Genomic DNA, 24,293 nt, shown 5'->3' with positions numbered 1-24,293 from the left:
GGAGGATTGGTCAATGGAGGCACTTCAGCAGGAAACGATAAACCACCAGGGGAAGCTCCCCCTGACTTTCGTCGAGAATGTCGGACAGATTCACCCTGATATACGTTATTATTCGAACAAGAACGGCAACGAGACCTACTTCCTGGATGAAGAAGCGATCTTCTCGTTCAACGACGGCAGCACGGACGACCGAAGAAGCCTTCCGCTTGCACTCCGTTTTCTCGGGGCTAATCGCAAGGTCGATATTGTAGCCCGCGGCCTCCTTGAAGGGACGGTAAATTTTCTGGTGGGATCCGACCCGTCCCGTTGGAGGACCGGGATTACGATGTATCGGGAAATTGTCTATCGCGAATTGTGGCCGGGTACCGACCTTATTTTCTACGGGGATGGCAGTAAGCTCAAGTACGACTTGGTCCTTCAGCCGGGTGCCAAGCTAGATCTTATTTCCTTCCTGTACCGCGGCGCGGACAGCCTTGCCATCCATGAAGATGGAGGTCTTCGGGTTCGTCATGCGCTAGGAGAATGGACGGAGGATCGACCGGTCAGCTATCAAGAGATTGACGGCTCTAGAATTCACGTGGCCTGTCGCTTCGTACTTAAACGCTGCGAAGAGGGACAGTCCGGCTTCGGGTTTGAACTTGGAGCGGAGTATGATCCGAACTATCCCGTCGTGATCGATCCCTACCTCCTGTACTCCACTTTTCTAGGGGGGAGCGGAACCGACTCAAGCCAGGGTATCGCGCTCGATTCCTTCGGCAATGCCTACATTGTAGGGTTCACCGACTCCACCGACTTTCCTGTCACGGTAGGAACCGTTCAGCCGACCCAGCCTGGCAGCTATTCAGCGTTCGTCGCCAAACTTAATGCTTCGGGGTCCGCTCTGGTCTACTCCACCTACTTGGGCGGCAGCTTGTCGGATTCCGGTAGCGGAATCGCGGTCGATGACCTAGGCTATGCCTATATTGCCGGTAGCACTTCTTCTCCAGACTTCCCTACGACGGCTGGAGCGTTCCAGACTACTTTAGGCACCGCATCTCAAAGCGCATTCATTGCCAAGCTCAACGATACAGGCTCCTCGTTGATCTATTCCACTTACTTAGGCAGCAGCGATTTTCAATCGGGGAATGCTATAGCCGTTGATTCCTTGGGCAATGCCTTCGTTACCGGGACGACTACTTCAACCGATTTCCCGTTTACTCCAGGAGCCTTCCAATCTAATCTGACAGGATCGCAGAATGCTTACATCGTCAAACTGAACGAATTGGGTTCTGCATTAACGTATGCTACCTATCTAGGAGGATCAAGCACGGATCTCGGGTTCGGAATTGCCATCGACGGCTCGGGTAACGCCTACGTAACAGGGAGCACCTCCTCCCTCGATTTTCCCACGACGATCGGGGCTTTCAGTCGGACTTACAGAGGGGGAAGCCAAGACGCCTTCGTTACCAAGATCAACGATAGGGGTACGGCACTCGTATATTCTACCTATGTGGGCGGCGCGGGCATAGATCAAGGCAATGCCATAGCGGTCGATCCAACGAACCATGCTTATATTACAGGGTCCACTACATCTGCCGACTTCCCGGTCACTCCCGACGCATACCAGGTTACAATAAGCTTGTCGGTCAGCTCATTCATTACCAAGATCAACGATGCAGGGAGCGGGCTTGTATATTCCACGTACTTTACCGGAACCAGGGAAGGATCGGCAATAGCCGTAGATTCTTCCGGCAATGCTTACATTACGGGATCTTCGGACGGGGGGCTATCTCTCACTTACGGGGCCTTTCAATCTACCCTTCCGGGAAGCAATGGCGCATTCGTCGCCATCCTAAACTCTTCCGGAAGCCAGTCCGTCTATTCTTCCTACCTCGGCGGTCGCTTAGGTCAAGAAGGTAATGGAATCGCCGTCGACGATCTGTATAACTTCTTTGTAGTGGGGACCACCAATTCGGATAACTTTCCCGTTATCGTTCCGGCGCCCCAGACCGCCTATGGCAGGGGCCAAACCGATGTCTTCGTCACCAAATTCGGAACGCCGGTAGGATTGCCGGGACCCCAAGGCCTGCCGGGAATTCAAGGAATACAAGGAATCCCCGGCACGCCGGGATTGGAAGGTCCTCCGGGTCCCATCGGTATGCAAGGACCGCAGGGACTGCCGGGAGTCCAAGGCACTCCCGGTACGCCAGGCATGCAAGGACCACAGGGTACGCCAGGCATCCAAGGTCCTCCCGGTACGCCAGGCGTCCAAGGCCCTCCTGGATTGACGGTTCGAAGGGATCCGCCCGATCTGCCGAATCGCCAAGATCCTCCGCCGAGTAACCCGCCTTCAAAACAAGATGACCCGAAACCTTCGCATCCCGGCAAGAAAAATCGGAATCACAGGCGAAGACGCCCTCTACTCGGCCCTTCTCGCCCAAGCAAGCGTCGGAAAACATCGTTTCGTCGTCCACGCAATCGACGTAAATCTTGTTCTCCTAACCTTCTTCGGACAAAATCAAAATTACGCCATCCAGCAGCACGTTCACCCTCGAAGCGGAAAACCGTCTGATCGTCACGACAAACTTAAGATGCTAGGCTGGATCACGTTTCCTGCGAAAGGGGCGTCCCAGCCCTTTTTTGTATGGACCGACTCACCTTGGCGAGTTCTGACTCCCCAATTGGATGATTTATCCCTCAACATTGGAATTCCCGTTCAGGTCCGATAATAAGAAAGCACCCAGCACACACCATTCCGGTCGGTCACGATAGCCAGGAGTCCGTTAAACGGAGCTTCATACACTTCCCTTTGAATACTCCCGCCGACTGCGAATTGTCCATAAATGCTTCGGAACTGTTCCTCCGTCTCGATTTTCAAGAAGACTCTCACATAGTCGCCCTTCATTACCGGCTTCGCCGCGTGGGTATCGGCAAACTTAAGGATGGCACCCTCCACATTCAGATCCGCGTTAAGTACCTCTTCCCCTTGCTTACGCAATATCTCGATCTCGCCGCCAAGAACGCCTTGGTAGTACTTGATTTCCTCTTTGCAATTTTCCACTACGATAAACGGATGTACGATCATCATTACAGCCTCCTACTCGCTCAGATTGCGAAGCACTGTTTTTAACAGCCCCATCATTAATGCATATTCCTCGTCGGTAATACCCTTCCGGGTCTTATTCTTGACGCGATCCAAGGCTTCCTGCACCTTCGGCACCGCTTCGCGACCCGGTTCCGTCAAATAAAGCAGTTGGTAGCGATTGTCCGCGGGATCGGCTTCCCTCCGTACGTAACCTTCGGCTTCCAGCTTGGCTATCGCTTTGGCGGTAGTCGTTTTGTCAATGAGCAGCTTCTCGCTCAGCGATTTCTGCGTGATTGCCTCCTGAAAAGCAATTGCCATCAGAAAAATATACTGCCCGCTCCCGATCCGATAAGGCGCCAGCTCGGCTGAGATCAATATCTGCATATGGCGATAGATGGCCGAAATATATTGGCCGTGCGACTCCGTTGAACTTTTTCCGTTATCCGTCCAATTCTCCTTCAACGTACTCCTCCTTCAAAAAATATGATGCTATTGCAACTAATTGGAGTATAGACTAGATAGAGTGCTATTGCAACTAATTTTAAAAGCATACACAGGTGAAAATATTCCGTTAACCGAAAAAAAGCTGAAACAGGTCGTCGGTTAGCGACCTATCTCAGCCCACCCTCTTCGTCCGATGTACACCTTTAATCGACAATACCGCCGCAAGTAACGTTGGCAATCGCTCCTGTGATTGTACTGGCGCGATCGGATGCCAACAATACCGCCACGTCTGCCACTTCGGCCAGCTTCGGCAGCTTCTTCAGCAGCGTGCTCTCCGCATTGTTCGCCTCCAACTCCTCGATGGAGATACCGGCATTATTAGCATGAATACGCATGGCTTCTCTCACTCCGGGCATATCCCGCGAACCGCTTGACCTCAGACAAATGACTCGAATACCTTGCGGGCCGGCCTCACAAGCCAATTGACGAAACAATCCTTCGATTGCTCCATATGACGTACCGCCGCAGTCCCCATCAAGAATTGCGTACGCATGGCGTTAACGATAGGAAGCGAGAAGGCTTCCTGCGACATCTCGACAAGCGGAGAACCCATGATCGGTTCGATTCCGACACAATCCTCCTTCGTTTATTAACTTCAACCTCTCTCTCGCTCGCTGGTCTCTTCCGCTCTTTTTTACCAAATAATAGCATATTTTATTTCTTATGGATTGCTATTTTAAAATAAAAAGTCCGAGACGATCCCTTACGGGGGTCTCGGACTCTGACAATACAATTAAAGGCTCGTCAGCCAAGCGGCCAATTCTTCGGTCTGGCTCAGTATCGCTATCGGGTCCCAATACCCGGAGCGATCGCTTGTCCATACAAACACGCGATTGTTTCTGATGGCCGGCAGCGACTCCCAGATCGGTTCCGATTTAAGTTGATCCAGCGTTTTCGAATTGGAAGTCAGAATCATATAGTCTCCCGCATACTTCGGCAATAGTTCGACAGAGAAGGCGGCCCATCCGGGATCGGCCATTTGAGCGGCGAAATCCGCGGGAGGCTTGAAGCCGAATCCATTGTATATCGATTGTCCGCCTTTACCGAAGCTGGTTCCGACGGCCATAATCTCTTTGCCGTTTAATTCAAGTACCGAAAAGGCGCTGTCCGCAGGAATAGCCTTCAACACGTTTTCCTTGGCATTGGCGATGCGCTCATCATAGTCGGAAAGCCAAGCTTTCGCCTCTTCTTCTCGATCAAGCAGCTCGCCGAAATACGCAACCTCCTCGTGTACCGTTTTTAAGGATGCGTACGGAATGACGACCGTGGGCGCGATTTTCGACATCTGCTCGTTCAGCTCGGGATAGAAGTCGTCCACAATGATCAGATCGGGTTCAAGCGATAAGATTTTCTCTTTGTTGCCGTTACCTTCCCCTATATTCTCGACGTCTTTTAAGTACTCCTGAAAATAAGGATTTTTAATATGATGATCGGAGGTACCGATAGGCGTAACGCCAAGCGCGATCAGACTGCCGAGATACTCGCCCGCAACGATTCGTTGAGGATGCAGGGGAATCTCCACGTCGCCGTTAACCGTTTTGACGATTCTGGTTTTAGGTTGCTCCGATGCAACCGGCGTATTGCTGGGGCTAGGCTGCGCGGTAGTTGTCTCCGCAGCATCGTTCGTGCCGCATGCGCTCAGCGCCAGAACGAAGCTTAACAGCAATACCGATAACCTTATTGGCTTTGAATGATTAAACATGAATAAATCTCCCTCTCCGTCACCTTGATACTGATAATCGTTATCAATGGTATCAGTATAGTGAAATGAATCGAAGGGGACAATGGAGGATCCCATGGTTATGGACGGACTATCTTCTAGTCTCTTCTTCTCGGCATACCTTTCTCTATAGCGCATCGGGGAAACGCCCTTGTACTTTTTGAACAATCTACCCAAATAGCTTGGATCTTGATAGCCGACGCCCATGGCGATTTCTTTCAGCGTAGCATCTGTCTCGAGCAGCAGCGCCGCCGCTCTATCGATGCGCACCTTGATTAAGTAGTCGATCGGGCTGAGTCCTGTACGGATTTTGAAGTAGGAGGATACATGGGGAACACTATAGTTCAGGCTTTCCGATAAGGATTCCAGCGTAATAGATTCCGCATAATCCTCATGAATGATAGCGGCGATCTGAACGGCCAGATCGCGTTTAGCCGAACTGACTCCTTGCGCCTGCATTTGATGAAGCAACTCATGCACGAACTGATAGAATAAAGTCCGAACGCGCAAACGCGCAAGAGGCTGCCGTTCCCCCCAATGCTTAAACATCATGCCCATTATCCGATGCAGCGCTACCGGATTCTCCGGCGTTATGCTGTACGAATGATCAAAAGGGCGCTCCTGCTTCAATAGCGTGACAAGCTCTAAGGGTACCGGGTGATTCATAATCGCTTTATAATAAACGCTATAGTATTCTAGACCTTCGTTGCCCGCGTTAATGTCAAGAATTGTACCTTTCCCTGTATGAAGCACCGTAAAACGCTGCATGCGATGAAATTCCCGCCCCAGATTAGCTGTAGCATCACCGCGAATCGACAAGAGAAATAGGCTTGACGGCACATAATAGGAACTTATGGATTCGCCGGCTTTGATCGTGATGCGACGAATATCTATGATTTTACAATCCGCATGATTCCATAGAACAATAAGATCATTGATATCCATGCCGCGTCCTCACACCCCGCTATGTTCGGTAAGCTTTAACTTCACGCAATCGTCCTATTACCGATAATATAGCAAAATAACGGCGGCGGTAATCAATAAATTATTATGGAAATATACGATAACCGTTTCCGGTGAATGGGTGGCGGCAGGGATTCTGCGCGATATGTCGAACAACTTGTGATATAAAGGAGGTCTGTTATGTACTTCTATTTGATTATCGCGGCCGCTCTTGTCATCGATATAGCAACGAAAATCGCGATTCGCATGCACTTGGAGCTCGGAGAAACGACGGAAATTCTAGGAGGAGGTTTCCGGCTGATCCACCTCGTCAATACGGGATCTACCGGAAACCTATTTCACGGATGGGGAAGAGCTCTGGCGATTCTGGTTATTCTGTTGACGGGGATTGCTCTTTATATGCGTCGGCAAGGAAAACTACGCGGAACGTACATGCAAGTTTGCGTCGCGCTTATCATCGGCGGGGCACTCGGCAACGCCGTCGATCGGATCGTGTACAATCATGTGACCGACTTCCTCTTCTTCTCCGAGGCGGCGACGATGAATTTTGCGGATATTTGGGTATTTACGGGATTGTTCCTGCTGGTCGTCCGGCAATTATTCCTTACGTTCAAGCCTTCCTCGACTCAAGTAAAAAAGATGTAGGGCTTCCGCTCCATTTTTACACCCGATTGCTACTGCCTATTTGTTACCCATTCAAGATGACATGAAAGCAAGTTCCGCCATTTTCATTGTCGGTAACCGTAAGCGTACCTCGATGCTTTTTCATAATGCTGTCGACAATCGTAAGCCCTAAGCCAGCACCGGCCATTTGTCGGGAGCGTGATTGGTCCGCACGATAAAAAGGCTCCAAGATATGCTTTTTATCCGTTTCGGCAATGCCGATGCCTGTATCTTTAATCTGGATTGAAACCTGATCCTTACTTAATCTATTTACAACGACTTCAACCTTGCCTCCGTCAACATTGTAATTAATGCCGTTTTCCACAAGGTTGTAAAAAGCACGATACAGTAAGTCGATATTTCCGGTAACCATGCTGTTATCGCAATCTAAGCTCAACGTGACATGTCTATCTTTTGCTATGTGATCAAGCTCGGAAATCATTTCCTCGAAAATATCCTTTACGCAAATGCTGCTTTGCTCTCCGTTGTCGTCCATATTCGTCATGTCCAGCAGGTTGCCGACGAGTCCTCTCAAGCGACTCGTTTGCTTTTCGATAACGGAAATAAGAGCGTCGTATTCCTCGTTTGTATGATCTTCTCTCTTCTTAAATACATCAACCTTTGTTTGCAACACGGCAAGAGGCGTTCTAAGCTCGTGGGCCGCACTTGCGGAAAATCTGGCTTGCATCATAAAAGCATTATCCAGCTTATCCGTCATTTCGTTAAACGTGACGGTAAGCTCCGCGATTTCATCCTTTGTAGGCGGCACGGATAATGTTTCCGATAGATTATGCACATTTATGTTTTTCACTTGAGTATTTAGCATATCAAGAGGTTTTAATGCCTTGCCCGAAATGTAATAGGTTAAGAATCCGCCGCCAATAATAACTAAGAGCATATATATTATGCTGTCCATTCTAAAATCCATTCTTGCTCTTTGAGAATCAACAGAGGGAACAGGAGATATTATGCCGATTGCCGGTGATTGAGGGCTTTCATTAACCCGTCCATCTTCGCCGACCTCTTTTGCCGGTAATATCAAGGTTGCATCAATCTTTGTAGCCATTGTATCCGCAGAAATATTAAGTATGAAAGTAAGACCAACGCAACAAACTGTCAAAAGCGCTACGGTCATAACCGTAAGTCGCAGTCGAATTGACATTTTTTTAAGCATTCACATCGCCCCCCTTATCCGACAACCAGTATCCTTCGCCGATTTTCGTTCCAATGGGGTCATAACTTAAAATAGCTTTCAGCTTCTTTCGGAGAGTGGCGATATGAACTCGAATAGCACCGCTGAAGCTATCCGCATTCTGATCCCAGACATGCTCAATCAGTTCTTCTTGGCTAACCACCCTATCCTTGTTAAGCAAGAAGTATTCAAGCAATGCAAATTCTTTTTTTGTAAGCGAGATCTCATTCTCATTAACAAGTGCAATACGCTTTGACAAATCGACTTTAATTGCACCGCTGGAAAGCATACTGCTTTCTTGCACAAACTTTCGCCTTAACAAATTCCGTATTCTTGCTTCCAGCTCGGCAAAATCAAACGGCTTCGCCAAATAATCGTTTGCCCCTATATCTAACCCTTTTACTTTGTCATGAACGCTACTTCTGGCACTGAGAATAAGTACCTTCAACTCGGGCTTTTCATCTCGTATCTTTGCTAAAACCTCAAGCCCATCCATTTTCGGAAGGTTTAAGTCAAGTACGACCAAGTCATAATTTACTTCAAATAAAAGCTCGTAAGCGGCTTCACCGTTGTCACAGGTATCAACGGCATAACCCTCTATTCTAAGCCCATCTGCAATCGCTTCCTGCAAATCAAGCTCGTCCTCTACAATAAGGATCCTCATGTGCAAATCACCTCTTTTACTATTGTACCTAAGTATGTGTTAAATCAGTGTTAAGCATTTTATTCACACCAATGAAAATCACTTAACAGGGATTTAACATCGTTTGTTATACGATGGTTGCATCTTGTTTAGGAAATGGATGGTGATGCTGTGAGATTATCAATTTTGGCTCGCAAGGAGATTCTTGTGGCTCTCTGCTTCCTTGCTCCGAGCTTAATTGGTTTTGCTCTATTTTATTTAATTCCGTTTGGTCAAAGTATTATTTTTTCTTTTGAGAATCCAAGCGGAGAGGCAGGGTTGTCGCTTGCCAATTATGAGAGCCTATTAGCCAGTTCATCCTTTCAAAAGGCAATGGGGAATACGTTCTGGTTTACTATTATTGGCGTTCCCATTCTAATTGTATTGTCACTTGCCCTTGCCGTGATGCTTAACAAACGAGTCTTCTTTCGAAACTGGCTGCGCACCTCTTATGTACTACCACTGGTTGTTCCAGTAGCTTCGATCGTCCTCGTATGGCAGATCCTATTCGATTGGAATGGTTTTTTTAATCATGTATTGGAGTGGCTTGGAATCGATCGGATCGATTGGATGAAATCAGAGTGGGCGCAAGGAGTCATTATCGTTATCTATGTATGGAAAAACATTGGCTATAACGTGATTCTATTCTTGGCCGGTTTGCAAAATATCCCTGATCAATATTACGAGATAGCAAACCTGGAAGGAGCAAGCTGGGCTCGTAAGCTGCAGATCACCTTGATTTATTTAATACCGACCGGATTTTTAGTTATGCTGATGTCGATTCTGAACTCATTCAAGGTATTTCGGGAAATCTATTTGGTTGCGGGTGACTATCCACATGACAGCATCTATATGCTCCAGCACTATATGAACAATATGTTCTTATCGCTCGATATTCAGAAGCTGTCGGCTGCAGCATGCTTGATGGTGCTCTGCATTTTAGTTATTGTACTGATGCTCTTCAGCGTTGAACGAAAGTTCCGTTCATTTATGGAGTAAGGGGAGGTCTATAGATGAACAAGAAACAGATACAGGTAAGAACACTGCTACTCACGATCTTCTTAACCGTAATCGCACTTGTTATGCTGTTTCCTGTTGTACTGACAATTGTAAGCTCCGTGATGACGGAGAAGGAAATTATGCTGAATTACGGCATGTTGGGGAGTACGCAGGTAAATGATTTTGCGAATTTGAAGCTGATTCCAGATTGGGTTTCGTTCGAGCAATTTTTCAAGGTACTTATTTCAACCTCGCAATTTCTTCGTATGTTTTGGAATTCTGTATTTATGGTGGTTCCAATTATTATAGGTCAGGTCGTGGTGGCAACATTAGCGGCATTTGCATTTGCGAAGCTGCGTTTTCCTGGCAGAGAGTCATTATTTATTGTGTATCTGATCACTATGCTCATGCCGTTTCAGGTCACACTTGTGCCGAATTACATCATGTCTGATCGATTGGGGCTTATTAATAGCCCGAGTTCCATTATTTTACCAGGAATATTTGCAGCGTTTGGCGTGTTCCTGCTCAGACAATTTATGCTCCAGATTCCAAATGCTTATATGGAAGCTGCGAAAATGGACGGGGCGGGCTATTTCCGTTCCTTTGTCACGATCGTCCTGCCTATGGTGAAACCTGGCATGGCAGCGCTGGTTGTTCTGCTGTTTGCAGATTACTGGAATATGGTGGAGCAGCCGCTGGTCTTTCTACAGGATGCCGCTTTACAGCCCTTGTCCATTTTCCTATCTCGCTTGCAGGAAGATGCACTAGGGGTATCCTTTGCTGCTGCGGTCTTATATATGATGCCTATGATTCTCTTGTTTCTTCTTGCGGAACGGTATTTTATTGAGGGCATAGAACTTTCTGGAATTAAAGGATAGGGGGAATGAGATGACAAGCATATCTAAGCGACAACGTTTAACGGCTGTTTTGTTTATATTGTTCTTCGCGATATTGGCCGGCCTGACTTTCTTTAGTAGCACACTCGAAACGATGATGCTGCCCAAAGTGATTACGGAGAAGCTTGTTTCTAAAACATTGGTCCATCATGTTAACGGGAGTGGAGTCCTTACGCCGCGAAAGCAGGTGGAATTGCTGAATGAGAGTGGCTCTAAAATTTTGAAGATTCATGTTAAAGAGAATGATGAGGTAAAGAAGGGTCAGAAGCTCGTGACATTCGACAGCTCTGAACTGGATGAGCAGCTATACCAAGAGGAAATGGCGCTGAAAAAGCAAAATATGAATCGGGAGGTGTTGAAGGAGAACCTAAAGATTGCGCTTCGAGATGGTGATGAGCAAGCCATTGACAAAGCTAAGCGAGATTTTGAACTGGATAACATGGATCTTGAAATCGCGCAAAGAAAATTGAATAAGCTGCGTAAAGAAAAGGCGGACAAGCAAACGCTGACTGCCCCCTTTGATGGCAAAGTTACAAAGATTACAGAAGAGATCAGCATGAATGCCTCACAAGGCGGGGCAATACTGACACTTATGGATAGTGGCAAAGGCTTCGAATTTTTATTTGCTGTCGATTCGGGGAATACGGCATTATTCGAGATCGGGTCTCAGGTTTCCGTTCGATTGGTAAAAGATAATAGATTGGTTAACGGTACCATTCAAGAGATTGTAGTAGCAACGAAAGAAAATAGTGAAGATTCAACCGAAGAATCCAGTTATCAGGTTGTCGTTTCCATCACCGATGATGGAATTCAAGGCGGGGAACAAGTAAGTCTAGATATAAAGAAGGAATCGAATGAAAAAGGTTTTGCGTTACCAAAGAAATGGGTTCATAAAGATGCAACTGGAAGCTACGTCTATGTCGTTGAGGAGAAGAAAAGCTCACTCGGCAATACGTTCAATGCACGCAAAGCTTATATTTTAACAGGTGATTCAACCGAGGATGAAGTCGTAGCAGTGAGCGGGTTAAGTCCACAGGATGAGATCATTATTGAATCAAGTGAACCCCTGCAGGAAGGTAATCGAATCCGAATTTATTGAAGGGAATGAATGAATTTGAAGAGAAGATGGGCATTGGCCTTATTAGCATTGGTAGTCGTATTATCGGGATGCTCTAGCAGTAACGTGGGATCAGGTGGAGGAGGGTCATCTAATGAACATTCAGGTCAAGATGGCACAACGATTGAGATTTCAATGATGTCGGCAAATCCTTATTTGGATGAAGCCATTAAGCAATATAAAAAAATCCGTCCAGATATCCACATTGAAGTTAAAGAGTATAAAGCGACACCTCAAACGGAGGAAAATACATCGACTGAGCCCTTAACAAAAGGCGATATCGAGAAATATGTACAAACGGTCAGCACGCAGTTGATGTCTGGCAAAGGGGCAGACATTATCGTAATGAATGAACTGCCGAAGGACAAATATGTTGCCAAGAACATGCTGGTTAATTTCTATGATCTAATGGATGAAGACTCTAAATTTGATCGAAATCAGTACTATCAGAATATCTTTAAATACTCCCAGAATGGAGATGGTTTGTATGCTATGCCATTCTCATTTGCCCTTGACGCGTTTACTGGGAATAAAGAGTTGTTAAAACAAGCTAACAGTAAAATCGATGATCAGACCTGGACATGGGATGAGTTCAAAACAATTTCAAAGAAGTTTAAGGAACACGTTAGTGGGGATTATGCCACATTTGGTAATCTATTCCCAACTCAACTGTTATCTGAGTATATAGAGTCTAATTATGATAAGCTCATTGATCAAGGTCAAGCCAATTTCGATTCCGACCTGTTTCGAGATATGATGAAGCAAATCAAATCGATGTATGATGAAGGTGATCTCAGCGCCGAACCTATCGAATATTCCGAATCCTTGTTCAACAATGCTAACCTCCTAGATCCAACAACAGGCTTGGCTCAAGTCCTTGATCCCAAGTTTAATATTTATAAAAAGCCAACTGTAAATGGACAAAATAACGGAACGCCATTTAAGTCGTATTTCACTTTAGGCATGAACAGCAAGTCTAAAGTTCAAGATGAAGCTTGGAATTTTATTAAGTTCATGCTTTCCGAGGATATGCAATCTACGCCAATGGTAGGAGGCTTTGCATTGCATAAGGGAGTTGTGGAGAAACAGCTCAAGGATGCCAAGCAGCAGGCAGTAGCGGGTACACTTCTTGGACAGAAGGTTGATGCTAATACAGTAGAAAGCAAGATTAAAGAATTGCAAAAGCTCATAGAGGGGGCGAGTACGAATTTATCTAGTGATTTCAAGGTCGTTTCCATTGCGGTTGAAGAATTTGATTCCTATATGAGCGGCCAGAAATCAGTTGAAGATGTTAGCAAGCTGATTCAAAACCGAGTCAACACTTACATTAACGAGTAAATAGAACGTCCTAATAGAGCTATCTAAAACGTAACATTCCATTTTGCGAATTTTAAGGGCACCCTTTTTGGGGTTGCCCTTTTGTTTGGAATCATTACCTTACGCTAATGAAGCTTTGCTCCTTAACAGGGATTTAACATCGATTGTTATACGATGGTTGCATCAAGTTTAGGAGGAACAAAACAAATGTTTGAAATCAAGAACGTGACCAAACAATATAACGGCGAAATCGCTTTGAACGATATTTCCTTTTCAATCGGGAAAGGATTAAATTTTATAGTCGGTGCTTCGGGCAGCGGAAAAAACGACTCTTCTGAAAATCGTCAGCGGCATGGAACAAGATTACGATGGCGAAGTTTATTTTTGCGGCAAGAGCATTAAAGATTTAAATCCCAACGAAAAAAGCTATTATTACAACCATATTTTCGGATTTATTTGGCAGGACTTTAATTTGCTCGAGGATTTATCGGTCTTAGACAATGTGTTGTTACCCCAGTATCTAAAGAACAATGGGAATCAAAAGAACGCTGAAACCATTTTAAAAGACCTCGGAATATTTGACCTCGCACGCAAAAAAGTGAAATATCTCTCCGGCGGTCAAAAGCAGCGCGTTGCCATCGCAAGAGAGCTTATGAAAAATCCGCGAGTAATCATTGCTGACGAGCCAACAAGCGCCTTGGACGAAAAAACCGCGAAAACAACAATGGATATTCTGAAAGCTATCGCTAAAAACAGGACGGTTATCGTTGTCACCCACGATACCAATCTGATTGATAATAAATCAAACCTAATAAGCTTGGATAAAGGAGAGTTGATTGCATCACCGCAACCTATCGTAACGATAACGGCAAATCCTAAATACGATGAAAGTCATTCCTTATCTATCAAAAAAGCTTGTACGCTCACCAAAACGAATGTTAAAAGTAAATTCGGGCGATTTATCGTATCCACCCTGGCTCTAATGGTGGCTGGAGTATTATGTCTTACAACCGTAAGCGGGACAATCGGGGATAGCAGTCAAGGCGAGTTTGACAAGCTGATTAATACGTATGGCGAAGGACTCAAAGATATTAGCGTCGTTGGCAGTTTTATGAGCGCGGGGGGAACGGACGGCAATCAGGAAGAAAAGCCGAACGCTGACGTCACGCAGGATATTGGCGGATTATATGAGCAATATATCGGCGATAAGCGTGTTGATTTTACGGCTTTTTCACAAGCGTTTAATGATATCCAATTAACGGTTGGCGGCAAACAATATCAAGTACAAAGCACAGGCAGTACTCCTTCAATCAACAAGTTGTTAGCGGGAAAAATGCCGATGGGCAAAGTTAACGAGGTTGTTGTCCCGGAAGGTTTCGTTAAAACATTGGGACTATCGAACGAGCAAGCTATAGGGAAAGAAATTGATTTTAGCAGCACGATGTACAATTGGGACACCGGCGAGCCCGTTAAAAAAGACGCGTCCATAACCGCAACCATAGTCGGCGTTGCAGATACGACCGTCTATTATGACTATCAAGGGGAATTGAAGGAGTATTCCGTCGATGATGCCTTCTTTTTCAGCAAGGTCGCGCTTGACGATCTGAGACGGCAGGCAGACATTAAAAATAACAACATCAACTTTATTATCCGTGCCAAGACTCCTGCCGATATGATTTCGATTAAAGACGAGCTTAACGAGGATGGCATTGTCCCTCTTGGAAGATTCGAGCTTGTCGAGGATATCGTTAGATTAAATAAGCAAACAACCGAACAGTCAGGCTCTTCTAGCGTGATCATAGGCGTTTTAGCTGTCGTTATGGTGATTGCCGTCTTCCTTATCACAGGTTTTATGAGAAGAAGAGAATTTGCGATTTATAAAGTCAGCGGCTTTCACAATGCTCATTTGAGCTTGCTTAACTTGACGGATAGGATCTCCGAAACCATTACCGCGATCCTGTTAATGCTTGTTGCATCGCCGCTTATCAATGTAGCTACCAAAGGCTTGTTTAACGCAAGTATTCTTAATTCAAAGATGTTATTAACGGGGGCGCTGTTGATTGCTTTAGCAGCCGTCGCGGCTTACTTTACGACAGCTATCGCCATCCTAAAGACCCATACAATCACAGCCTTGAAGACAGGTGACCGATAATGATTCAGATCCATAACCTTAGCAAAAGATATGATGATACCCTAATTCTTAATCATACAAGCTTTACTTTACCCAGCAAAGGACTTATATGCCTACTTGGTGCATCGGGCTCTGGTAAAAGCACTCTGCTTCATCTACTTGCAGGCTTTGACAGCCAATACAGCGGTGACATTACGGTTTGGGGGACTTCGATCGGCAAACTGAACGCCGATGAACTGTGTGCCTATCGCAGAGACCATATCGGATTTGTCTTTCAAAACTACCATCTGCTCAGCGGATATACCGTACTCGAAAACATCTTGCTTGCATGTGAGCTAAATCCTTCGATCGAAGAGGAAAATAGAAAAAATGCCAAAGAGCTGTTAAATAAACTGGGATTATCGCAAAAGACGGATGCCAAAATCGAAAATCTTTCGGGCGGTCAAAAGCAAAGAGCCGCAATTGCGAGAGCGTTGATTCGTAATCCTCGCATAGTATTGGCCGATGAACCGACGGGAGCACTAGACCGGAGCAACTCAAACGAACTGATGGGGCTCTTAAAAGAGATTTCAAAAGACCGTTTGGTTGTTGTCATTACTCACGATCAGAAGATTTGCAGCTTTGCGGATGAAGTCATCCATATCGAGAACGGAAAAATGATTGCCAAAGGGATCGATGCTGGAACAGATCTTACCGATCAACCTGTACTCAGCTTAAATAAGACTGTCAAAGGTTCTGCGTTCAAGCGAGGACTTAAAAACTTCAATGTTCATCTCATACGCTATATGGCTGTCAGTCTGGCCATTTCCATTGGTATCCTTGCGTTTATGTTGTCTTTATCTTCGGGGAATAGGATGGAGGAGTCGATTTCGGACTTTAAGGATAAAAACACCGCCTATAACAACGGCTATATCAAAGGCGAGGATGACGGAACCGTTTATGAATTGTTGAATTCCGATGAGCGAATCGAAAATGTTTATAATCAATACAAAATAACGGATGTTACTCTAAGGCTGGGAGATAAAACCGAGGTTATGGCAGAAAAATACCCTCAGCCAAAAGCTACTGAAAGTATGTCTTACGGTACTATGCCCAAAGCAGGCGAACAGGAAATCGCGCTTAGTCCGAGCCTTGCCAAAAAGTTCGAAAAGGATATTCGTAACTTGCTTGGTAAAGAACTTGCCTTAGAATATGGCGAAAAAGAATACATGCTTACGATCAGCGGCATTTATAATGCAGGCTACGATGATTTCTTTGTAAGCTCCGATATTGAAAAGGAAATATATATAAATGCGGATAAAGAAAAAAGCTATTCCATTAGTTACGATGTAACAGACTTTGAAGATATCGTTGCAGTCAGTCAAATGCTTGCCGACCATAACATCGATAGTAAAACCTCGGCTAAAGAAGTCGGAGCTTTGCAAAGCACATTCAAAGGTCTTAACCGATTGTTCCTAATTGTTTCTATTTTAATTTTAGCTATTGGTTTATCTATCAGTACGGTATTGCTCATCAAGCTGCAAAATTCGAGATATAAGGAAATCGGGCTGCTGTCCGCTTTGGGTTTTAATCGAGGAACTATACGAAGAATAATTGTCAGCGAAAATCTGCTTTTATCGGCAATGTCGGTTATCTTTAATGCTGTCCTCGTTGGCTGTACTTATTTAATCGGTATGATCTTCGATGTAGCCATTATCATTACGCCATTACAAATCTTACTATCCATAATTTCCACAGGCGTTGTTGTTATTCTAATTAGCATCTTAGCCAGCTACAAGCTAATCCGTACGGAGCCTGCCGCCGCGTTGAGAAAGTAATCGAATATGCTTTCTAGGATGACTTCATTTCATACATTTTACAATCCGCAGCATGAAGCAAAGCATCCAATGTTCCGGCCTCATTCGGGTAGATTGCAGCTCCAATGGAGACGGAGACTTCAATATTTATCTCTTCGGACAATTTCTTCAACGCATCATTAATTCGTTTTATGATCGCATCCGGACTCTTTGCGACTGAAGAAGGAGAAATGATCAGAAACTCGTCTCCCGCCCAACGGGCAACAATATCCTTTTTTGTTGTATTCGAAACCAGGATGTTTGAAAGATATCGAAGCACCTTATCTCCCGTTTCATGGCCGTAGGTATCGTTAATCTTTTTGAAATCGTCTACGTCGATCAGAAACAAATTTAATTTTTCGTTTCTTTTATCCATTCGCACAAGAAGTTTAGGAATGGTTTGGAGGACGAATCTCCTGTTGTGGACTGAGGTCAAGATATCTTTTTCGGAGTAAAATTTAACCTTGTCGTATTGGCTGCCCAACCACCAACAGATCATTACGGAAACAATCCCGAAATAAGGCAAGTTAAAGAGAGGATAATCGTAATAGAGGTACCCATAAATCCTGGCAGTCGCTATCAACGCTATAATGATAGTCGTTATAAGGATTCTTCCCGTATAGTTCACTACACATCTTCACTCTCTGTACAGTGGGTTTCCTATAGTATAACAAAAGACCATCGGACCGTTTCAAAAAAATAATCGGCGACCCCTCCCGAATTGAATACCGGGAGAGATCGCCGATTTGACGAAGAGCCGTTAATTAAGATCGTAACGATCCGCATTCATTACTTTCACCCAAGCGGCAATGAAGTCGCGTACGAACTTTTCTTTGTGATCGTCTTGCGCATAAACTTCCGCAATCGCACGCAGAACGGAATTCGAACCGAATACGAGGTCAACCGTGGTCGCCGTGCGAACGACTTCGCCGGTCTTGCGATCGCTTCCTTCAAATACATCTCTGCCTACAGGGTTCCACTTTACTCCCATATCGAGCAAGTTAACGAAGAAGTCGTTAGTGAGCGTGCCTACGCGATCGGTAAATACCCCGTGTTTGGTGTCGCCGAAGTTCGTGCCTAGAACGCGCATGCCGCCAACAAGCACTGTCATTTCCGGTGCAGTCAGGTTTAGCAGCTGCGCCTTGTCTACTAGAAGCTCTGCCGGGCTTACGCTATAGTGCTTCTGCTGATAATTGCGGAAACCATCCGCGATCGGTTCTAGTACCGCGAAGCTTTCTACATCGGTTTGCTCTTCCGTTGCATCGCCGCGTCCGGAAACAAAAGGAACGGTTACGTTAAAGCCTGCATCGCGCGCGGCTTTTTCCACGGCGGCGCTACCGCCAAGTACGATTAAATCCGCGAGGCTGACTTTGACGTCCAGGTCGCTTTGAATGCCTTCCAAGATCGTAAGCACTTTGGCAAGCTGTGCAGGTTGATTCACTTCCCAGTATTTCTGCGGTGCAAGCCGGATACGGGCACCGTTCGCGCCGCCGCGCATGTCGGAACCACGGAAGGTGCTGGCCGAAGCCCACGCCGTAGTGACCAGTTCGCTGACCGTAAGACCGGAGTCTAAAATCTTTGTTTTAATATCTTCGATTTCCGCGTCCGTTAACGTATATCCAACTGCCGGTACGGGATCTTGCCAGATCAGAACTTCTTCGGGAACTTCCGGGCCTAGATATCTTGCGCGAGGACCCATATCCCGGTGAGTGAGCTTATACCAAGCACGAGCGAATACGTCCGCGAACTCTTCCGGATTCTCATAGAATCGACGGGAAATTTTCTCGTAAGCCGGATCGACGCGCAATGCCATATCCGCGGTCGTCATCATCGTCGAAACGCGAATCGATGCATCTTCCGCGTCCGGCGCGAGATGCTCTGCGGCAGGATTTATCGGAGCCCACTGATTCGCGCCTGCTGGGCTCTTCGTAAGCGTCCATTCGTATCCGAACAGAATTTCGAAAAATCCATTATCCCACTGCGTCGGATTGGCGGTCCAAGCCCCTTCAATCCCGCTTGTGATGGTGTCGCGTCCTTTGCCCGAACCATGCGTGCTGAGCCAACCTAAACCTTGCCCTTCGACGGAAGCGCCTTCCGGCTCGGCACCCACGAGCGCTGCATCGCCTGCACCGTGCGCTTTGCCGAATGTATGTCCGCCGGCTACGAGGGCAACGGTCTCTTCATCGTTCATGCCCATCCGTTTGAACGTATCGCGGATATCGCGAGCGCTTGCAAGCGGATCCGGATTGCCGTTCGGACCTTCCGGATTCACGTAGATAAGACCCATCTGAACGGCGGCAAGCGGATTCTCAAGCTCGCGATCGCCCGTATAACGCTTATCTCCCAGCCATTCCGTTTCCGCGCCCCAGTAGATGTCTTCTTCCGGGTGCCACACGTCCGCGCGTCCGCCGCCGAAACCGAATGTTTTACCGCCCATCGATTCGATAGCGACATTACCCGTAAGAATGAACAAGTCTGCCCAAGAGATTTTGTTTCCGTATTTTTGCTTAATCGGCCATAGTAGTCGACGAGCTTTATCAAGGTTGCCGTTATCAGGCCAGCTGTTAAGGGGAGCAAAACGTTGCGTGCCGGTTCCGGCTCCTCCGCGGCCGTCGGCCGTACGGTAAGTGCCTGCGGAGTGCCAAGCCATACGTATAAAGAATGGACCATAATGTCCGTAGTCGGCCGGCCACCAATCCTGACTGTTCGTCATCAGATCGTGTAGGTCTTGCTTAAGCGCTGGGTAGTCTAGTTTGCCGAATTCTTCTGCATAATCAAAATCTTCGCCCAACGGATTCGATTTACGGTCATGCTGATGGAGAATGTTCAAATTCAACTGATTTGGCCACCAGTTCCTATTCGTCGTACCACTGGATTTGTGACTTGCAGCACTTCCATGCGAAAACGGGCACTTTCCAGCATTAGCAGCAACCATATCCATTCGAATCTCTCCCTAGAATATAATAAATATCAAATAATAATTATTCTAATATACTATTTATTTGATTTCCAGTGAAAATCCGCTTCTTTTTATTTATTTGTCCGTTACAAATAACGAAGCCTTTGTCTTCTCATCCACTGGGTGGCTACCCATTTTTCCCCGACCGCAACGGGTTGTCCCGCATGCAACGTTAGTTCATTTATACGATTATCGTTATAAAAATATTCAAAATAGACGGCGCTGCCTTTTTTAGGCATTACCGAAAAACGAAGCGAAGGAAAATGCGTTTCGCCGCCCTCTTCCACATCGTTTAGATACATGACCATCGTGCTAATCCGATTGTTGGCCACATTCGCCGAAGTAAAATAGTCAAAATGAGACTGATACTGATCTCCGACATTATAATGTAAAATTTGCAGCGGTTCCGCATGCGAAATCGGTATATTCATCAGATTGGATACTCTAGTTTCGATTGTATGAATCAATTCGTTTTCGCTTTCCTCGAAGAACATGCTGCTGTTCGTTCTAATATCGCTGACGAGGTGAGATTTGCCGATTTTGGCTCGCTGCATCCTGTCTTTAGCCAGATCGATCAGAGTGTCGCATTCCGAAGAGCTCAATACGTTTTCCAATATCATAATAAGCGGTTCTTCTATTTTACCGACGATCGTAATCACTTTATCCGCTGTAACAATCTTGTTTCCAGATGAATTTACAATCGTTTGCTCTCTAATCGTCATCCATTGCATCCCTCGTTATTGACTACTGAGAAGTAATCGAATTTTCATTTTCGGTTAATTTATATAATTCCTCGTAGAATATGAAATACCTTCCACCTGTTATCGCGGAAATCCTGATCTTCTTTAATTTCGTATCATCAATTCCTCACATCAGAATTAGCCCAAGCAAAATGGCATCCATTGAATTTCATAAAATAAGGAATCGGAGAAGCAAACAATCGGAGGAGGAATCTCTTGTCCAAACCAGGCGTGTCCATTATCACGTGCACGAATCAGCCCGATTTTATCATGAACATCTTGAACAATTACCGCATTCAGCGCTACAAGCGCAAAGAGTTGATTATCATCATTAATAAGGACAGCATCAATCTAAAGGAATGGCGAAAAAAAGTCGCCAGCTATCCCAATGTAACCGTCTATCAAGTGCCTGAGCGACACTCGTTGGGCCAATGCTTAAATTGCGGCATCTGCAGAGCCAAATATCCCCTCATTACTAAATTCGACCACGACGATTATTATTCGCCCTACTATTTAAGGGAGCAAGTCGAGGCGCTCCTGCGCACGCGAAGCGAGGTCATCGGCAAACATGCATGTTTGGTCTATCTCGTTGCAAGCAACAAGCTTTTAATTCGATCTCCTCAATATAAGAACAAATTCGTTGGATTCGTACAAGGAGGGACCCTCTTGTTTCGGAAAAAAGTCCTCAAAAATGTACGCTTCTCCAATCTCTCTCTGGGCGAAGACGTCAAATTTCTACGAGATTGTACCCGTAAAGGTTATGCCATTTACGCCACCTCTCCCTACAATTACGTCTATATTCGTAGAAAAGATAAACGCACTCATACATGGCAAGTGGGCGATCGTCGCTTCCTGATAGGTAGCCGTCCTGTTGCCGTGACAAAGCATTTCCGCCGTTTCGCCGTGCGAAGATATTGAGTGAAACGGCCGGAAAGAGCTGGTAGCATTAAACTTCATAATCTCTTCCTCTACGTTATTTCGGGCAATAATTCGGATCTTAAATAGCAAAAATCCACAACCTCTCGCGGTTGTGGATTCACATGACGTTCAGATATATATCGAGCATTTGTTCTATAATCTCTTTAATTAACGATTTAAACCCGCTTTTTATACACCCTCATCGCGAAGAAATAGGCTACGAGCAAAATCCCGACGCACCACGCAAGAGCGACCCAAATATCATTGCCCACCGGTTGATCTGACAGCAGCGCACGAAGGGCTTCCACGATCGCGGTCACCGGCTGGTTTTCGGCGAAGACGCGAACGACAGTCGGCATCGACTCGGTCGGTACGAACGCCGAGCTGATAAACGGCAGGAAGATAATCGGGTAGGAAAAGGCGCTTGCGCCATCCACCGATTTGGCGGACAGTCCGGCAATGACCGCGACCCAAGTTAACGCCAGCGTAAACAGCATGAGGATGCCGGCTACCGCAAGCCATGGCAGTATTCCCGCCGACGAACGAAAGCCCATAATTAACGCTACGAGAATGATGACGACTACCGATATGGCGTTGGATACGAGCGAGGTCAGCGCATGCCCCCACAGTATGGTGGAACGTGAAATCGGCATCGTGTGAAACCGCTCGATTATCCCCTTCTGCACATCGAGAAACAGGCGGTAGGACGTGTAAGCAATGCCGCTTGCAATCGCAATCAGCAGGATGCCCGGCAATAAATAATTCACATAGCTATCCGTTCCGGCTTGAATTGCGCCTCCGAACACATAGACGAACAGCAGCATCATCGCAATCGGAGTGATGCAGACCGTGACGATCGTGTCCATGCTGCGGAAAATATGGCGCATAGAACGTTCGAGCATAACGCTCATATCGCTAAAAAAGTGTTTCTTTGTCGCTTCCATATTACGCGCCCTCCTTTTTGCCGATGATTGCGAGGAAGATTTCCTCTAAAGTCGGCTGTTTTTCGACATACTGCACCTCTGCTGGCGGGAACAGCTTTTTGAGATCCGCAAGTGTGCCGTTGGCGATAATTCTACCCTCGTGCAAAATGGCGATTCGGTCGGCAAGCTGCTCGGCTTCATCCAAATACTGCGTGGTGAGCAGTACGGTCGTGCCGCCGTTGGCAAGCGCCTTAACGATCTTCCAAACCTCGATCCGCGCCTCGGGGTCAAGCCCGGTAGTCGGCTCGTCGAGGAAAATGATCTGCGGATTACCGACAAGACTTAAGGCGATGTCGAGCCTGCGGCGCATCCCGCCCGAATACGTAGAAGCCCTACGGTCAGCGGCATCGATCAGGCCGAAGCGCGTAAGCAAGTCGTCCGCGACCTGACGCGGATTTTTGAGGTATCGCAGCTTGGCAATCATGATCAGATTTTCCCGTCCGGTCAATATTTCGTCCACGGCGGCGAATTGTCCGGTCAGACTGATCGCCTGCCGCACATGATCGGGTTTCGCCGCGACATCGAACCCGTTTACGGTCGCGGTTCCGCTGTCTGATTTGAGCAGCGTGGTGAGAATTTTGACTACCGTCGTTTTGCCCGCCCCGTTGGAGCCCAGCAGGGCGAAAATACTGCCCTTTGCCACCTCGAAATCTACGCCCTTTAGCACTTGAAGCTGCTTGTAGGATTTTCGCAGTCCTTTAACTTGAATGGAATTGGATTGCATACTGTTCCCCTCCCTTAGATAACCGTTACTTTTGACAAATCAACGACCCATAAGCCTTTAAGCGCCGCATAAGTCAGCTTATCCATCGTCGCGCCGTCAAAGCAGACGGTTTGGAAATCACGGTAAGATTTGTTCGTCATAGAAAAAGGTAGTCGGAATGACACATTCTTGAGTATCGCTCCACTAAACGAAGCGTCTTTCAGTGCAGACTTGTCAAACTTGACACCTATGAAGGTGTACCCGTCAAAACGCATTCCCCGCAGGTCGGAAGATTTGAAATCGACGCCGGTAAAGATACAACGATCAAAAATTGTTTGTCTAAGGTCGATCATGCTTAACTTCACGTCGGTCAGTTTTACGTCCGTAAATTTTGTTCCATCCAGCGACGACTTGCTGAAGTCGGTACGTACAAGGACGGATTTGCGGAAGCTCGCATCCGTAAGATCAGTGAGGGAAAAGGTGCAGTCTGTCAGATTTGCGCCGTCAAAATTGGCTTCCCGCACATTGCTGATTGCAAACGAGGTTCCGGTCAACTCGGCGCCGGCAAAGTCGGCTCCGCGCAACTCGGCCGCTTTGAATTCTCCTTTGTGTAAAGTAACGTCCGCGAAGTCACTCCCTTGAAGATCGATCGCACTCAGGTTTATCCGCACCTGCCGCTCCAGCGATCGGGAGACGTTAGCGACCTCCTGTACCGTTTGCTCAATGTCGCCAATGCTGTCAATGGTCATCTCAAAGGCTGTTTGATCGTCCTTGCCTTCGGCTTTGAGTTCACGATACCGCTCCTGCAAATCGGAGTGCAGATCAGCCTTTAATTCGGTGACGCTTTTTACCTCATCGTACGATGAGAAAACGCCGTTCAAATAGTTGGTTATTTTCTCATTCATCC

General features: G+C 46.5%; 23 protein-coding genes. 10 read left to right on the top strand and 13 right to left on the bottom strand.

Going from position 1 to position 24,293, the window contains the following annotated elements:
• Window positions 1-13 precede the first annotated feature (13 nt).
• Entirely contained in the window at window positions 14-2,551 is a 2,538-nt protein-coding gene (locus HH215_RS24460) for a DUF7948 domain-containing protein (protein ID WP_169282267.1), read from the top strand.
• Between the two features lie 144 nt (window positions 2,552-2,695).
• Here the strand turns inward: HH215_RS24460 and HH215_RS24455 are convergent, their stop codons facing one another.
• The 5 genes from HH215_RS24455 to HH215_RS24435 all read right to left on the bottom strand — a co-directional run bounded on the left by HH215_RS24455 (window position 2,696) and on the right by HH215_RS24435 (window position 6,233).
• Complete coding sequence (locus HH215_RS24455; RefSeq protein ID WP_254450211.1) at window positions 2,696-3,067, bottom strand: VOC family protein; 372 nt, start codon at window positions 3,065-3,067, stop codon at window positions 2,696-2,698.
• A 9-nt stretch (window positions 3,068-3,076) separates the two neighbouring features.
• Window positions 3,077-3,526 (bottom strand): MarR family winged helix-turn-helix transcriptional regulator, encoded by a 450-nt coding sequence (locus HH215_RS24450; protein ID WP_254450210.1) that lies wholly within the window; start codon window positions 3,524-3,526, stop codon window positions 3,077-3,079.
• A 185-nt stretch (window positions 3,527-3,711) separates the two neighbouring features.
• Complete coding sequence (locus tag HH215_RS24445; protein ID WP_254450601.1) at window positions 3,712-3,990, bottom strand: SDR family oxidoreductase; 279 nt, start codon at window positions 3,988-3,990, stop codon at window positions 3,712-3,714.
• Complete coding sequence (locus HH215_RS24440) at window positions 3,945-4,121, bottom strand: hypothetical protein (protein WP_169278028.1); 177 nt, start codon at window positions 4,119-4,121, stop codon at window positions 3,945-3,947. Before HH215_RS24440 ends, HH215_RS24445 begins: the two co-directional genes overlap by 46 nt.
• A 180-nt stretch (window positions 4,122-4,301) precedes the next feature.
• A complete protein-coding gene (locus HH215_RS24435) occupies window positions 4,302-6,233 on the bottom strand; it encodes an AraC family transcriptional regulator (protein ID WP_169282265.1) in 1,932 nt (643 codons plus the stop codon).
• A gap of 198 nt (window positions 6,234-6,431) precedes the next feature.
• Here HH215_RS24435 and lspA point away from each other — a divergent pair, with 198 nt between their 5' ends.
• On the top strand, window positions 6,432-6,896 hold the full coding sequence (gene lspA / locus HH215_RS24430) for a signal peptidase II (RefSeq protein ID WP_169282264.1): 465 nt from the start codon (window positions 6,432-6,434) through the stop codon (window positions 6,894-6,896).
• Window positions 6,897-6,939: 43 nt separating this feature from the next.
• Here the strand turns inward: lspA and HH215_RS24425 are convergent, their stop codons facing one another.
• Together HH215_RS24425 and HH215_RS24420 are read right to left on the bottom strand one after the other, a co-directional pair.
• Window positions 6,940-8,088, bottom strand: coding sequence for a sensor histidine kinase (locus HH215_RS24425; RefSeq protein ID WP_169282263.1), 1,149 nt, complete (start codon window positions 8,086-8,088; stop codon window positions 6,940-6,942).
• Entirely contained in the window at window positions 8,081-8,770 is a 690-nt protein-coding gene (locus tag HH215_RS24420; RefSeq protein ID WP_169282262.1) for a response regulator transcription factor, read from the bottom strand. Before HH215_RS24420 ends, HH215_RS24425 begins: the two co-directional genes overlap by 8 nt.
• A gap of 150 nt (window positions 8,771-8,920) precedes the next feature.
• Between HH215_RS24420 and HH215_RS24415 the strand changes: the two genes are divergently transcribed.
• The 7 genes from HH215_RS24415 (at window position 8,921) to HH215_RS24390 (ending at window position 17,065) form a co-directional block, all read left to right on the top strand.
• Window positions 8,921-9,787, top strand: coding sequence for a carbohydrate ABC transporter permease (locus HH215_RS24415; protein ID WP_254450209.1), 867 nt, complete (start codon window positions 8,921-8,923; stop codon window positions 9,785-9,787).
• Window positions 9,788-9,801: 14 nt separating this feature from the next.
• Complete coding sequence (locus HH215_RS24410; protein WP_169282260.1) at window positions 9,802-10,665, top strand: carbohydrate ABC transporter permease; 864 nt, start codon at window positions 9,802-9,804, stop codon at window positions 10,663-10,665.
• A 10-nt stretch (window positions 10,666-10,675) separates the two neighbouring features.
• Window positions 10,676-11,782, top strand: a complete 1,107-nt coding sequence (locus HH215_RS24405; RefSeq protein ID WP_169282259.1) for an efflux RND transporter periplasmic adaptor subunit — start codon at window positions 10,676-10,678, stop codon at window positions 11,780-11,782.
• 9 nt (window positions 11,783-11,791) lie between these two features.
• The gene (locus HH215_RS24400) at window positions 11,792-13,138 is read left to right on the top strand and encodes an ABC transporter substrate-binding protein (RefSeq protein ID WP_169282258.1); all 1,347 of its coding nucleotides are present in this window, start codon (window positions 11,792-11,794) and stop codon (window positions 13,136-13,138) included.
• Window positions 13,139-13,324: 186 nt separating this feature from the next.
• Window positions 13,325-13,519 (top strand): hypothetical protein, encoded by a 195-nt coding sequence (locus tag HH215_RS36530; RefSeq protein ID WP_254450208.1) that lies wholly within the window; start codon window positions 13,325-13,327, stop codon window positions 13,517-13,519.
• The gene (locus tag HH215_RS24395; RefSeq protein WP_254450207.1) at window positions 13,470-15,269 is read left to right on the top strand and encodes an ABC transporter ATP-binding protein/permease; all 1,800 of its coding nucleotides are present in this window, start codon (window positions 13,470-13,472) and stop codon (window positions 15,267-15,269) included. The genes HH215_RS36530 and HH215_RS24395 overlap by 50 nt, the downstream gene beginning before the upstream one ends.
• Window positions 15,269-17,065, top strand: coding sequence for an ABC transporter ATP-binding protein/permease (locus tag HH215_RS24390; protein WP_169282257.1), 1,797 nt, complete (start codon window positions 15,269-15,271; stop codon window positions 17,063-17,065). Before HH215_RS24395 ends, HH215_RS24390 begins: the two co-directional genes overlap by 1 nt.
• Before the next feature lie 13 nt (window positions 17,066-17,078).
• Here the strand turns inward: HH215_RS24390 and HH215_RS24385 are convergent, their stop codons facing one another.
• The 3 genes from HH215_RS24385 to HH215_RS24375 form a co-directional block, all read right to left on the bottom strand.
• Window positions 17,079-17,711, bottom strand: coding sequence for a GGDEF domain-containing protein (locus HH215_RS24385; RefSeq protein ID WP_169282256.1), 633 nt, complete (start codon window positions 17,709-17,711; stop codon window positions 17,079-17,081).
• 132 nt (window positions 17,712-17,843) lie between these two features.
• Window positions 17,844-20,024: a catalase/peroxidase HPI gene (gene katG, locus HH215_RS24380; protein WP_169282255.1), complete on the bottom strand. Its 2,181-nt coding sequence runs from the start codon at window positions 20,022-20,024 to the stop codon at window positions 17,844-17,846.
• Between the two features lie 104 nt (window positions 20,025-20,128).
• A complete protein-coding gene (locus HH215_RS24375) occupies window positions 20,129-20,764 on the bottom strand; it encodes a 2OG-Fe(II) oxygenase (RefSeq protein WP_169282254.1) in 636 nt (211 codons plus the stop codon).
• 234 nt (window positions 20,765-20,998) lie between these two features.
• Here HH215_RS24375 and HH215_RS24370 point away from each other — a divergent pair, with 234 nt between their 5' ends.
• Window positions 20,999-21,700: a glycosyltransferase family 2 protein gene (locus HH215_RS24370; protein WP_254450206.1), complete on the top strand. Its 702-nt coding sequence runs from the start codon at window positions 20,999-21,001 to the stop codon at window positions 21,698-21,700.
• Between the two features lie 176 nt (window positions 21,701-21,876).
• Here HH215_RS24370 and HH215_RS24365 read toward each other — a convergent pair whose 3' ends face one another.
• The 3 genes from HH215_RS24365 to HH215_RS24355 are packed head-to-tail and all read right to left on the bottom strand — an operon-like array spanning window position 21,877 to window position 24,291.
• The gene (locus HH215_RS24365; protein WP_169282253.1) at window positions 21,877-22,644 is read right to left on the bottom strand and encodes an ABC transporter permease; all 768 of its coding nucleotides are present in this window, start codon (window positions 22,642-22,644) and stop codon (window positions 21,877-21,879) included.
• A 1-nt stretch (window position 22,645) separates the two neighbouring features.
• Window positions 22,646-23,407 (bottom strand): ABC transporter ATP-binding protein, encoded by a 762-nt coding sequence (locus tag HH215_RS24360; protein WP_169282252.1) that lies wholly within the window; start codon window positions 23,405-23,407, stop codon window positions 22,646-22,648.
• Window positions 23,408-23,421: 14 nt separating this feature from the next.
• On the bottom strand, window positions 23,422-24,291 hold the full coding sequence (locus HH215_RS24355; RefSeq protein ID WP_169282251.1) for a pentapeptide repeat-containing protein: 870 nt from the start codon (window positions 24,289-24,291) through the stop codon (window positions 23,422-23,424).
• Window positions 24,292-24,293 lie beyond the last annotated feature (2 nt).

This window comes from Cohnella herbarum (genome assembly GCF_012849095.1).
Lineage (GTDB): Bacteria > Bacillota > Bacilli > Paenibacillales > Paenibacillaceae > Cohnella > Cohnella herbarum.
The sequence above is the reverse complement of the archived record's forward strand: the minus strand, read 5'-3'. Positions and strand labels throughout refer to the sequence as shown.